The organism is Streptomyces sp. NPDC058459, assembly GCF_042721685.1.
In the GTDB taxonomy this organism is placed as follows: Bacteria; Actinomycetota; Actinomycetes; order Streptomycetales; family Streptomycetaceae; genus Streptomyces.
On record NZ_JBHXLV010000206.1, the window covers coordinates 1 to 11,372 of the forward strand.

The 11,372-nt window shown below is 74.0% G+C and carries 12 protein-coding genes and 3 tRNA genes; 9 read left to right on the forward strand and 6 right to left on the reverse strand.

Annotated features, from left to right (window positions below; genetic code table 11):
* The first annotated feature begins 94 nt into the window (after positions 1–94).
* On the forward strand, positions 95–1,324 hold the full coding sequence (cobA, locus tag ACFWN1_RS27285) for a uroporphyrinogen-III C-methyltransferase (protein WP_384367302.1): 1,230 nt from the start codon (positions 95–97) through the stop codon (positions 1,322–1,324).
* 35 nt (positions 1,325–1,359) lie between these two features.
* Positions 1,360–2,169, forward strand: a complete 810-nt coding sequence (locus ACFWN1_RS27290; RefSeq protein ID WP_384367305.1) for a TrmH family RNA methyltransferase — start codon at positions 1,360–1,362, stop codon at positions 2,167–2,169.
* Between the two features lie 24 nt (positions 2,170–2,193).
* On the opposite strand, the gene ACFWN1_RS27295 is transcribed toward ACFWN1_RS27290, so the two are convergent.
* On the reverse strand, positions 2,194–3,507 hold the full coding sequence (locus tag ACFWN1_RS27295) for a protein kinase (protein WP_384367308.1): 1,314 nt from the start codon (positions 3,505–3,507) through the stop codon (positions 2,194–2,196).
* 924 nt (positions 3,508–4,431) lie between these two features.
* Here ACFWN1_RS27295 and ACFWN1_RS27300 point away from each other — a divergent pair.
* Positions 4,432–5,373: a phosphotransferase family protein gene (locus ACFWN1_RS27300; RefSeq protein WP_384367311.1), complete on the forward strand. Its 942-nt coding sequence runs from the start codon at positions 4,432–4,434 to the stop codon at positions 5,371–5,373.
* Between the two features lie 81 nt (positions 5,374–5,454).
* A complete protein-coding gene (locus ACFWN1_RS27305; protein ID WP_384367314.1) occupies positions 5,455–5,748 on the forward strand; it encodes a zf-TFIIB domain-containing protein in 294 nt (97 codons plus the stop codon).
* A 71-nt stretch (positions 5,749–5,819) separates the two neighbouring features.
* Here the strand turns inward: ACFWN1_RS27305 and ACFWN1_RS27310 are convergent.
* The 3 genes from ACFWN1_RS27310 to ACFWN1_RS27320 all read right to left on the reverse strand — a co-directional run bounded on the left by ACFWN1_RS27310 (position 5,820) and on the right by ACFWN1_RS27320 (position 6,077).
* Positions 5,820–5,891 (reverse strand) — tRNA-Val (locus ACFWN1_RS27310).
* Position 5,892: 1 nt separating this feature from the next.
* A tRNA-Cys gene (locus ACFWN1_RS27315) sits at positions 5,893–5,966 on the reverse strand.
* A gap of 38 nt (positions 5,967–6,004) precedes the next feature.
* Positions 6,005–6,077 (reverse strand) — tRNA-Gly (locus ACFWN1_RS27320).
* 179 nt (positions 6,078–6,256) lie between these two features.
* On the opposite strand from ACFWN1_RS27320, the gene ACFWN1_RS27325 reads away from it, so the two are divergent.
* From ACFWN1_RS27325 to ACFWN1_RS27335, 3 genes are all read left to right on the forward strand, one after another.
* Positions 6,257–7,330, forward strand: coding sequence for a chorismate-binding protein (locus tag ACFWN1_RS27325; RefSeq protein ID WP_384367317.1), 1,074 nt, complete (start codon positions 6,257–6,259; stop codon positions 7,328–7,330).
* Positions 7,327–8,148 carry an aminotransferase class IV gene (locus ACFWN1_RS27330; RefSeq protein WP_384367320.1) on the forward strand — a complete coding sequence of 274 codons (822 nt, stop codon included), beginning with the start codon at positions 7,327–7,329 and terminating at the stop codon, positions 8,146–8,148. The genes ACFWN1_RS27325 and ACFWN1_RS27330 overlap by 4 nt, the downstream gene beginning before the upstream one ends.
* A 71-nt stretch (positions 8,149–8,219) precedes the next feature.
* Positions 8,220–9,044 carry a GNAT family N-acetyltransferase gene (locus tag ACFWN1_RS27335; RefSeq protein WP_384367323.1) on the forward strand — a complete coding sequence of 275 codons (825 nt, stop codon included), beginning with the start codon at positions 8,220–8,222 and terminating at the stop codon, positions 9,042–9,044.
* A 22-nt stretch (positions 9,045–9,066) separates the two neighbouring features.
* Here ACFWN1_RS27335 and ACFWN1_RS27340 read toward each other — a convergent pair whose 3' ends face one another.
* Positions 9,067–9,594, reverse strand: a complete 528-nt coding sequence (locus ACFWN1_RS27340) for a DsbA family protein (protein ID WP_384367326.1) — start codon at positions 9,592–9,594, stop codon at positions 9,067–9,069.
* Between the two features lie 248 nt (positions 9,595–9,842).
* On the opposite strand from ACFWN1_RS27340, the gene ACFWN1_RS27345 reads away from it, so the two are divergent.
* Both ACFWN1_RS27345 and ACFWN1_RS27350 read left to right on the forward strand, forming a co-directional pair.
* Entirely contained in the window at positions 9,843–10,280 is a 438-nt protein-coding gene (locus ACFWN1_RS27345) for a hypothetical protein (RefSeq protein WP_384367329.1), read from the forward strand.
* Positions 10,281–10,469: 189 nt separating this feature from the next.
* Positions 10,470–10,622: a hypothetical protein gene (locus tag ACFWN1_RS27350; protein WP_384367332.1), complete on the forward strand. Its 153-nt coding sequence runs from the start codon at positions 10,470–10,472 to the stop codon at positions 10,620–10,622.
* A gap of 83 nt (positions 10,623–10,705) precedes the next feature.
* Here the strand turns inward: ACFWN1_RS27350 and ACFWN1_RS27355 are convergent, their stop codons facing one another.
* Positions 10,706–11,266 (reverse strand): CGNR zinc finger domain-containing protein, encoded by a 561-nt coding sequence (locus ACFWN1_RS27355; protein ID WP_384367335.1) that lies wholly within the window; start codon positions 11,264–11,266, stop codon positions 10,706–10,708.
* Positions 11,267–11,372 lie beyond the last annotated feature (106 nt).

Sequence of the window (11,372 nt, forward strand, 5' to 3'; positions counted from 1 at the left end):
GCCCTCACGTGGGCCCAGACACTAAGATCCGCACGTCAGGGCCGCTCCGAAGGCGCGGCGCGCCCACCGCACACCGCACGAGGAGCCGCACGTCATGGCCGAACACCCCGCCTACCCCGTGGGCCTCCGCCTGACCGGTCGCCGCGTGGTCGTCCTCGGTGGCGGCCAGGTCGCCCAGCGCCGTCTGCCCGCGCTGATCGCGGCGGGCGCCGACATCCTCCTCGTCTCCCCCGAGGCGACCCCCTCCGTCGAGGCGATGGCCGACGCCGGCGAGATCACCTGGCTGCGCCGCCCGTACACCGAGGGCGACCTCTCCGGCACCTGGTACGCCCTGATCGCCACCAGCGACCCCGTCGCCAACGCCACGGCCTCCGCCGAGGGGGAGAGGCACCGCGTCTGGTGCGTGCGCTCCGACGACGCCGAGGAGGCCACCGCGTGGACACCCGCCACCGGCACCAGCGACGGGGTGACCGTCGCCGTGCTCAGCGCGGACACCCAGGGCCGCGACCCCCGGCACATCGCCGCGATCCGTGACGCGGTCGTGGCCGGCCTGGGCGACGGCACCCTGGTCGCCCGCCATTTCCGTACCCGCGCACCCGGCGTCGCCCTGGTGGGCGGCGGTCCCGGCGACCCCGACCTGATCACCGTCCGGGGCCGGCGGCTGCTCGCCGAGGCCGACGTCGTCATCGCCGACCGGCTGGGCCCGCGCGACCTGCTCGCCGAACTCCCGCCGCACGTCGAGGTGATCGACGCTGCCAAGATCCCCTACGGCCGGTACATGGCCCAGGAGGCCATCAACAACGCCCTGATAGAGCACGCCAGGAAGGGCAGGTCCGTGGTCCGGCTCAAGGGCGGCGACCCGTTCGTCTTCGGCCGGGGCATGGAGGAGATACAGGCGCTCGCCGAGGCGGGCATCCCCTGTACCGTCGTCCCCGGCATCTCCAGCTCGATAGCGGTACCGGCGGCGGCCGGGATACCCGTGACCCATCGCGGGGTCGCCCATGAGTTCACCGTGGTCAGCGGCCATGTCGCCCCCGACGACGCCCGCTCCCTGGTCGACTGGCCCGCGCTGGCCCGCCTCACCGGCACCCTCGTCGTCCTGATGGGCGTCGACAAGATCGGCAAGATCGCCGAGACCCTGATCGCCCACGGCAAGGCCCCCGACACCCCGGTCGCCCTCGTCCAGGAGGGCACCACGGCCGCCCAGCGCCGGGTGGACGCGACCCTCGCCACCGTGGCAGAGACCGCACGTGCCGAGGCCGTGAAGCCCCCGGCGGTCATCGTGGTCGGCGCCGTGGTGGACGCGACCCCGACCGCCCTCTGACCCGCCCCTCACGACGAACAAGGCAGCAGCACCCCGTGGCCCAGCTCATCACCGTCGACGACCCCGCCGACCCGCGCCTGCACGACTACACGAACCTCACCGATGTCGCCCTGCGCCGCAGGCGCGAACCCGCCGAGGGACTCTTCATCGCCGAGGGCGAGAAGGTCATCCGCCGCGCGGGGAACGCCGGCTACGGCATGCGCTCGATGATGCTCACGCCCAGGTGGGCCGGCACCATGGCCGACCTGACCGACGAACTGACCTGCCCCGTCTACGTGGTGAGCCCCGAGCTGGCCGAGAGCGTCACCGGTTACCACGTCCACCGGGGCGCCCTCGCCTCCATGGCCCGCAAGCCGCTGCCCACCCCGGCCGAACTGCTGGAGTCGGCCGCGCCGCGCCGGGTCGCCCTCTTCGAGGACATGGTCGACCACGCCAACCTGGGCGCCGCCTTCCGCAACGCTGCCGCCCTCGGCGTGGACGCCGTACTCCTCACCCCGCGCTGCGCCGACCCGCTCTACCGGCGCTCGGTCAAGGTGTCCATGGGCACGGTGTTCGCGGTGCCGTACGCCCGCCTCGACTCCTGGCCGCACGACGCCGGCACGCTGCGTGCGCACGGCTTCGAGCTGGCCGCGCTGTGCCTGTCGGACGACTCCATCGCCCTGGACGAACTCGCCGCCCGCCGACCGGAGAAGCTCGCGCTGATGCTGGGCACCGAGGGCGACGGGCTGTCCCCGGCGGCGCTCGCGGCGGCCGACGTCCATGTGCGCATCCCGATGGAGGCGGGCGTCGACTCCCTGAACGTTGCGGCTGCCTCGGCGGTCGCCTTCTACGCGACCCGCCCCTGACGCCGCCCAGCGCGCCGTCGGACTTTACTGCGGCGGCAACGCACTCCCGCCGCCCTGCGGCAGGGCGATCTGCTCCACGCCGGTCCGGCGCTCGCCGCCGTCCCCGCCCAGGCCGCGCGCCGGGCCCGTGCAGCCCTGGGCCACCGCGATGCCCAGGGCGACCAGCAGCGTCACCACCACGAACACGGTCAGCCGCTGCCGCAGCAGCCGGGGATTGGCGGGGCGGAGCTTGGTCCCCGTGGTGCGCGGCGCGGGGCGGCCCGCACCACTGCGCGGGGCCGGGCGGTTGCCGGTGCCACGCGGCGCCGGGCGGGTACCGGGACGGGACGCGACACCACCGCGCGAAGGAGCACCGCCCCGGGAGGGCGCGGCGCCGCGCGGCGGCGGGGTGCCGGGGGCGGGCCGGCGCTGTGTGGTGCGCTGCTGGTCGGGCGAGGTGTCCGCGAGCCGCCCCGAGGGCCGCTCCGCCACCGGCGCCCGCGGCTCGGGCGGCCGTACCCCGCCGAGGCCCTGCGCCTCGCGGGCCGCGATCTCCTTGAGCCGCAGCGACAGCTGGAGCGTGCTCGGCCGGTCCTCGGGGTCCTTCGCCAGACAGGCCCGCACCAGCGGCGCCAGCGCGTCCGGCACCCCGTGCAGCTGCGGCTCCTCGTGCACCACCCGGTACAGCATGACCTCGGAACTGCCGTGCCCGAAGGGCGAGTCACCGGTAGAGGCGTACGCCAGGGTCGCGCCCAGCGAGAACACGTCCGTGGCCGGGGTGACCGCCGCACCGCGCACCTGCTCCGGCGCCAGGAAGCCGGGGGAGCCCACCGCCGTACCGACGTGGGTGAGCGTGGAGGCGCCGGTGGCCCAGGCGATGCCGAAGTCGATGATCCGCGGGCCCTTGGGGGAGAGCAGGATGTTGGACGGCTTCAGGTCGCGGTGCACCACACCGGCCTCGTGCACCGCGACCAGCCCCTCGGACAGGGCCGCGCCGATCGCCGCCGCGTCGGCCGCGAACAGCGCGCCCTCCTCGGCCACCTTGTCGTGCAGGGAGGGGCCGGGCACGTACTGCGTGGCGAACCACGGCCGCTCGGCCTCCAGGTCCGCCGCCACCAGCCGTGCCGTGCAGCCGCCCCGGATACGGCGGGCCGCCGACACCTCGCGGGCGAACCGCGACCGGAACTCCTGGTCCTCGGCGAGGTCGGGCCGGATCACCTTCAGCGCGACCCGCTGGCCCTTCTTGTCGGAACCGAGATAGACCACGCCCATCCCGCCCGCGCCGAGCCGTCGGTGAAGCCTGAACGAGCCGACGACGCGCGGGTCCTCGCGCCTCAGGCGCATCATCGCCATGTTCATCCCCGCTGCCCGGTCCCTGTGACGTGCCCAGCTTACGTTTCCACGGCCGCCCGCGCGCAGAGGCCGCGCCCTCTCGGTCCGATGGATCTCGCCTACCCCGCCGGAGAGGTGAAACGCGGTCAGCGACACGGATCTTGCCGTGCGGTTGAGGTGAGAACGCCGCCAACCCTCTGACCTGCTGCGGACGTTGACTTTTGGTCAAAGTGCCCCGCCGCGGACCGGGGTGAGGCGCGGGGAAGGAGCCGGCGGCCACCTCTTCGAAGGTTCGTGGCGCCGTCCCGCCCTCCGATCGCACCGCCAGTCGGTCAAAGTGACTGAAGTCACGTCAATCCACCCCTGGGGGGAGACCCGGGCACGCTCGGCCGCGACCCCTCCGGGAAGACCCTGAGACTCCACTCCGCGTCTCCACCCAGAGGAGTACTCGCACGGAGAAGGCTCATCCTGCGGGAGGCCCGCCATTCGGTACGAGGGCATGACGCCCGCCAGGCGCCCTGAACCTAGATTTGAGATCAAGCGGCGGGTGCGGCGCTCGCCCCCCGAGGCCGGACGCCCGCCGCTGTCGACAACCGAATCGGCCGGGAGAAGGAACCATGGCCCCCACGGCACCGAAGCGCCACATCTTCGCTCGACGCCGCGCGGGCCGCCGCCACCCTCTGGTGGCGACACTCATGGCCCTTCCCCTGGCGGCGCTGCTCCTGCTCGTCTTCGACGGCTGGGAGACGGTGGCCACACAGGCGTCGTCCGTGGGTGCGATGCTGGGACGCTGAGAAGCGGACCAGGCCCGGAAGAGCGGTCCGGGCGGGATCTCCCTCCCATCCAGGAAACCCCGTGGGGACGGGGGTGCGACGGACGGCACGCAATGCCGGCGCAGCTGGGGAGCTGCGCCGGCATTGCGTTTCCGCCGTCCCGGTACGCTCACCTCCCGTGACTGCGGAGACAGCCCCGGCCCTGACCGCCCGGCTCCAGGCGGCCGTACACGCCGGTGCCGGTCCGTGCGCCTGCGTCCGCGGCCCGCTCGCCGACCGCCCGGACGCCACCGTCGTCCGGCACGGCACGACCGTCGCCAAGGCCCACGCCCCCGGCACCGACCCGCACGAGCTGACGCGCCGCCTGACCACGGCCGCCCGCCTCCCCGGCGTCCTGCTGCCCCCGCTCACCCCGGCCCCGGCCCGCCTGGACGGCCGCCTGGTCACCCACTGGCCCTACGGCACCCCGGTCGACCGGGACGACCCCGACGCCGCCCCCTGGGAGGCCACGGCCACCCTCCTCGCCCGCCTCCACCGCACCCCACCGCCCCCGGGGCTGCCCCCGATGCGCGGCCCCGCCAAGGCGGCCCTCGCGGTGACCCGCCTGCGCCGCACCCTGAGCCACCACCCCTCCGCCGAGGCCGCGCCCGTCCTGGCCGCCTGGGCCACCCTCCCGCCCTGGGCCCGCGCCGAAGCCCCCGCCCCCGGCACCCCGTTCCTCTGCCACGGCGACCTGCACCTGGGCCAACTCGTCCGCCACCCCGCCCCCGACGGCCCCTGGCACCTAATCGACGTCGACGACCTCGGCCTCGGCGACCCCGCCTGGGACCTCGCCCGCCCCGCCGCCTGGTACGCCTGCGGCCTCCTCCCGCCCGACGAATGGCTCCGCTTCCTTACCGCCTACCAGGCGGCCGACGGCCCGGCCGTGCCCCGAGGAACCGACCCCTGGCCCGTACTGGACATCCCCGCCCGCGCGCTCACCGTCCAGACCGCCGCCCTCGCCCTCACCAAGGCACGCGCGGCGGACCGGCCGCTGGACGAGGTGGAGCGGGCCGTGGTGGACGCCTGTGCCCGGATGACGGCCACCCCCGCCCGGTTGGCCCGCGTTTTCCTCAAATAGGCTGCAACCGGCCGGGGTAGCACGGAGTCTGTCCCGGGGAAACATCAAGCAGTACCCGACGGCGAGGAGTTGAGCCGAACCATGCATTGTCCGAAGTGCCATGCGCCGATGCGCACCTACAACCGCAACGGCGTCCAGATAGAGCAGTGCGACGGCTGCCGCGGCATCTTCCTCGACTACGGCGAGCTGGAGGCACTGACCCGCCTGGAATCGCAGTGGACCCAGCCCGGCCCGCCGCCGCCCGCCCCGCAGGGCTACCCGGCCGCGCCCGCGCCCGCCTGGGGCGCCCCGCAGCACGGCGGCCATCAGCAGGGCGGCCACTACGGCGGCCACCACCGCCACAAGAGCTTCGGCCACATGCTGTTCTCCAGCTGACCGTTCTCCAGCTGACCCGGACACGAAGAAGCCCCCGGCCGTACGAGACGGCCGGGGGCTTCTTGGGTGTGTGGACGATACTGGGATTGAACCAGTGACCTCTTCCGTGTCAGGGAAGCGCTCTCCCGCTGAGCTAATCGTCCTTGGAGGTGGAGACGGGATTTGAACCCGTGTAGACGGCTTTGCAGGCCGTTGCCTCGCCTCTCGGCCACTCCACCAGGAGTGTAGGGGATCGGGAGGACCCCTTGTTCCTGCGAGCGGACGACGAGGCTCGAACTCGCGACCTCAACCTTGGCAAGGTTGCGCTCTACCAACTGAGCTACGTCCGCCTGTCGTTTCGGTCCGCATACGCGGCCCGGCGACGTGTTGAACTCTAGCGGATTCCTGAGCCAGCACAAAAACGCGTTTGCGCAGCGTGCTGCGGTGCACCCGACGGACACCCCGGCCGGGGCCACCGCGAGCCCTCCGCCCGGCCCGCCCCTCGGACACCCGGCCTAGACTCGGCCACGTGCTCCACCTCCCGGCCGCCGCCCCCTTCCCGGCTCCCCTGGCCCGCTTCGGCGACCGCGTCGCCACCGGCCTCCTGGACGTCACCAGCGATCCCGCAGCCCTCGACTCCACCGGCTTCTGGGCCGTCGTCGCGGACTTCGAGGGAGAGCTGACCTGCGCACGCTTCGCCGACGTACGGCACGCGCCCGTCCCCGCCCCGGCACCTGGCGCCTGGCGGGGCCCCGCCCCCGAGGAGTGGACGACCTCCCTGGACCGCGCCGCCTACGTACGCGCCGTCCACCGTATCCGGGAGCACATCGCGGCGGGCGAGGTCTACCAGGCCAACCTGTGCCGGGTGCTGAGCGCCCCGGTCGCCGCCGACGCCGACGTGGACGCCCTCACCGCCCTGCTGGCCCGCGGCAACCCGGCCCCGTACGCGGGCACCGTGCGGCTGCCGGAGCACGGGGTGGAGATCGCCACCGCCTCGCCGGAGCTGTTCCTGCGCAGATCAGGGCGCACCGTCGAGTCCGGCCCCATCAAGGGCACCGGCCGTACCGAGGCCGACCTGCTGGAGAAGGACCACGCCGAGAACGTGATGATCGTGGACCTGGTCCGCAACGACCTCGGCCGCGTCTGCGCCACCGGCAGCGTCACCGTCCCCGACCTCTGCGTCACCGAGAAGCATCCCGGACTCGTCCACCTCGTCTCCACCGTGCGCGGCGAGCTGCGCCCCGGGACGGGCTGGCCCGAGCTGCTCGCGGCCGCCTTCCCGCCCGGCTCGGTCACCGGCGCCCCCAAAGCGAGCGCCCTCACGGTCATCGCCGCCCTGGAGACCGCACCGCGCGGCCCCTACTGCGGCGGCATCGGCTGGGTCGACGCGGACCGGGGCACCGCCGAGCTGGCCGTCGGCATCCGCACCTTCTGGATCGACCGGGTCGCCGGCGGCCGGGCGGCTCTCCGCTTCGGCACCGGCGCCGGGATCACCTGGGGCTCCGACCCCGAGGCGGAGTGGCGCGAGACCGAACTGAAAGCGTCCCGGCTGCTCGCGGTAGCGTCGGGGCAGTACCTGGAGAGTGGAAAGGCCCGCACATGAGCATCTGGCTGGACGGCGCCCTGCGGGACGCCACGACCGCGAGCGTCTCCGTCTTCGACCACGGACTGACCGTGGGCGACGGCGTCTTCGAGACGCTGAAGACGGTCGACGGAAAGCCGTTCGCGCTCACCCGGCACCTCGACCGGCTGACCCGCTCCGCCCGCGGCCTCGGCCTGCCCGACCCCGACCACGACGAGGTCGCCCGCGCGTGCGAGGCAGTGCTGGCGGCCAACCCGATGCCGCTCGGCCGGCTGCGTGTCACCTACACCGGTGGTCAGGCCCCCCTCGGCTCCGAGCGTGGCGCGCACGGCCCGACCCTGGTCGTCGCCGTGAGCGAGACCACCCGCCGCCCCGACTCCACGGCGGTCGTGACGGTCCCCTGGGTCCGCAACGAACGCGGCGCCCTCACCGGCCTGAAGACCACCTCGTACGCCGAGAACGTCGTCGCGCTGGCCCGCGCGCACGAACAGGGCGCGTCCGAGGCGCTGTTCGCCAACTCCGTGGGACAGCTCTGCGAGGGCACCGGTTCCAACGTGTTCGTCGTCCTCGACGGCGAGATCCACACCCCGCCGGTCCCCTCCGGCTGCCTGGCCGGCATCACCCGCGCGCTGACCGTCCAGTGGACGGGCGCCAGGGAGACCGACCTCCCGCTGGACGTGCTGGAGCGCGCGGACGAGGTCTTCCTGACCTCCTCGCTGCGCGACGTGCAGGCCGTGCACCGGGTCGACGGCCGTCAACTGCCGGGCGCGCCGGGCCCGGTGACCGCCAAGGCGATGCGGATCTTCGAGGAGCGGTCGCACGCCGACCTGAACCCGTGAGACCCGATCCGCCCGGCCGGCGCCGGCTGACGGGGCTGAGCCGGGGCCGCCGAGCGGGTACAACTCCCGTGATGACGACGACACTGCGGCCGACCGAGCCGCTTCAGCAGCACGCGGACGGCACCCGTGCACGCCGCTTCCAGGTGTGCGTGAACAGCCGCCCGGCCGGTGAGATCCACCTGGACACCTCGCCGTTCCTCGGCCCCTCGGTGGCCCGCGTCACCGAGCTGCGGATCGACGAGCCCGACCGGCGGCGCGGCCGTGGCACGGTGGCCATGCTCGCCGCCGAGGAGGTCGTGCGCGGCTGGGGCTGCCGCCAGATGGAACTGACCCTCCCGGCCGGCGCCGAGGGCGCCTCCCGGCTCGCCGGCGCCCTCGGCTACGTCCCGCGCAACCGCAACATGCGCAAGCGGCTCGGGGCCGGGCCTCCGCCGCTCCCGCCGGGCAGCACCGCCCGCCCGATGACGGAGGCGGAGTTCACGGTCTGGCAGGCGGCGGAACGGGTGCGGTACGCGGGGGAGTGGATCGAACGCGGCGTGCCCGAGGCCGACGCCCACGCCAAGGCCAGGCGCGACCACGCCACCGTCCTCCCGGACGGGCTCGCCACCGAGGGGGTCTGGTTCGGCGTCCTGGAGCACGAGGGGACCCCGGTCGGCCACGTCTGGCTGGGCCGCCGCGAGGGCGAGCGCTGGATCTACGACGTGCAGACCGAGGAGGCCCGGCGCGGCCGGGGCCACGGCCGCGCCCTCATGCTCCTGGCCGAGGCCCGCACGATCGCCGAGGGCGGACACACCCTCGGCCTCAACGTCTTCGCGGGCAACACCCCGGCCGAGCGGCTGTACGAGTCGCTCGGCTACGAGACGACGTACCGCACGCTGTACAAACCGCTGCTGTAGCGGCCAGGGCCCGCTTGCCCGGCTACTCGGCCAGCAGGCGGTCGGCGACGCCCTCGATCCGCTCGCGCAGCCCTGCCTGGCTCTTGCCACCGTCCAGGCGCTCGCCGCCGATCACATAGGTCGGGGTGCCGGTGACGCCGATCGCCTTGCCCTCGGCCTGGTCGGCGTCGACGATCAGGATGTGCCGCCCGTCGATCAGGGCGATGTCGAACTCCTCCGCGTCCAGGCCGAGTTCACGGGCCACGTCGATCAGCACGGCCTCGCCCCGCCGGTCCAGCTCCTCGGCCCGCGCCAGCACCGCCTCGATGTACGGCCAGCCCTGCCCCTGCTCCATCGCCTCCTCGGCGGCCTGGGCGGCGGCGAAGGAGTGCTGGTGCTTCTCGAGCGGGAAGTGCCGCAGCCGGATCTCCAGCCGGTCGCCGTAGCGGGCGCGCAGGGCGCGTACGTCGTCCAGGGCGCCGCGGCAGTCGGGGCACTGGAGTTCGCACCAGAGGTCGAGCACGAGGGGCCGGGGGTGTGCGCCGGGGTGCGCGGGGGAGGTATCGCTCATACGGGCCAGTCTTCCAGGCGGGCGCGGCCCGGCCCAACCCCGGCGGGGGCCGCCTGCCTGGCGGGGAGCCCTGGAGGGGGTCGGGGGCATCCCTGAGAAGTCCCTGATCCCGGGGGCGGACCATGGCCCCACCGGGGTCGGGCGGTGCAGGATGGAAGGGACGAGGCCCACCGCTGAGGTGCCCTCGCCGCCGCCGGCCCGGAGCACCGGACCGGAGGACTTTCACCGACCCTGTCAGGAGGATTCGGATGCTGGCCGAGACCGTCTGCTCCGCCGTGTCCGCGGCGGGCCTGGGCATCGCCGCGGTCACCGCCTACCGCAAGCGCTTCCTGACCGCCGTGCGCGTAGCGGCCTACTCACTGATCCCGGTCGGTCTGGTGATGACGGGTGCCGTCGGCTGGCTCGCCGGCACCGCCTTCAGCCCGCTGGCCTGGGCCGGCTTCGGGGTGCTCGGCCTGTCCTGGGCGCTGTTCGCCCTCGACCGCGCGGTGGAGCGCCGCCGGGGCATTCGCGCCGCACGCGCCGCGGGTGACGACACGGCCGCCCCGGTGAGCCCCGCCGCCTCGGCGCCCGCCCCGCGCCGGCGGCCGGACCGAGGCTCCCGGCCCGCCCCCTCGCCCGCCGCGGGTTCCTCCTCGGACGACTTCAGCGACATCGAGGCCATCCTCAAGAAGCACGGCATATGAGCCCGTGGCATATGCCGCCACCGATGACCTGGGCATGACGGACCAGTCGCCACATAGCGTCACGGCACGCACGAAACCGTTCACCGCGCGGAGCGACGCGAAAGCTACGGCACGAATTCGGCGCAGTCCCGCACTTTCCGTGTGTGTTGCCCACGCACGGGGCCTGACCTGGGCCATCATCACCGCGAGATGGTCGACACGACACAGAGCGAGGCCGCGCCGCAGAAGGAAGAGCCGCGCGGATGCCTCTTCGCCCTATCCCAGCCACCGCTGATGATCTTCCTGGCGGTGATCGGGTGTCTGATCCTCACGGCGGCGCTGCACGATCTGCTGTTGCTGTGAGCCGTACGCGCCCGTCCCGGCGTCACCCGCCGGGGCCGGCGTCGGACCGTCGCGCATCCCCCCACACCCGGTGGCCCCGGGGCTCAGCCCGCCGCCTCCTTGCGGCGCGCCCGGTAGGCGGCCACGTGCAGCCGGTTACCGCAGGTCCGGCTGTCGCAGTACCGGCGTGAGCGATTGCGGGAGAGATCCACGAAGGCGCGCCGGCAGTCCGGTGCCTCACAGCGCCGCAGCCGCTCCTCTTCCCCGGCCACCACGAAGAAGGCCAGCGCCATCCCGCAGTCCGCCGCGAGATGGTCGGCCAGTGAGGCGCCGGGCGCGAAGTAGTGCACATGCCAGTCGTAGCCGTCGTGGTTCGTCAGGCGGGGCGTGGTGCCGGCGGCCGCGACCAGATCGTTGATCATCTCGGCGGCCGTGTGGGCGTCGGGCGCGGCGAAGATGGCCGCGAACCGGGCGCGGACCTCGCGCACGGCCGCGAGGTCGGACTCGGACAGCATGCCGATGTCGCTGACGGCGTGGCCACGGGTGAAGTCCGCCAGCCCCGCCACGTCCGGCAGTCCGTCCGCCGCCGCGTCGTCCTCCGGCTTGGTGTTCACCAGATCCACCACGGTGTCGAGCGCACACCGGGTGTCGTGGGTGATCAGCACGTTTCGCTCCCTGGCCTGAGGGTCGGGCGGGCGCCCGCCGATGGGGGCAGATGGTAGCGACATTCGCGCCCGCCCCACCGGCCGCCGCCTCGCGGCGCCCCCTGAC

Coding starts and splice junctions, on each gene's coding strand:
- cobA (WP_384367302.1), top strand. CDS start 95: ATGGCCGAACACCCCGCCTACCCCGTGGGCCTCCGCCTGACCGGTCGC.
- ACFWN1_RS27295 (WP_384367308.1), bottom strand. CDS start 3,507: ATGAACATGGCGATGATGCGCCTGAGGCGCGAGGACCCGCGCGTCGTC.
- ACFWN1_RS27305 (WP_384367314.1), top strand. CDS start 5,455: ATGCATTGTCCGAAGTGCCATGCGCCGATGCGCACCTACAACCGCAAC.
- ACFWN1_RS27330 (WP_384367320.1), top strand. CDS start 7,327: ATGAGCATCTGGCTGGACGGCGCCCTGCGGGACGCCACGACCGCGAGC.
- ACFWN1_RS27335 (WP_384367323.1), top strand. CDS start 8,220: ATGACGACGACACTGCGGCCGACCGAGCCGCTTCAGCAGCACGCGGAC.
- ACFWN1_RS27340 (WP_384367326.1), bottom strand. CDS start 9,594: ATGAGCGATACCTCCCCCGCGCACCCCGGCGCACACCCCCGGCCCCTC.
- ACFWN1_RS27345 (WP_384367329.1), top strand. CDS start 9,843: ATGCTGGCCGAGACCGTCTGCTCCGCCGTGTCCGCGGCGGGCCTGGGC.
- ACFWN1_RS27350 (WP_384367332.1), top strand. CDS start 10,470: ATGGTCGACACGACACAGAGCGAGGCCGCGCCGCAGAAGGAAGAGCCG.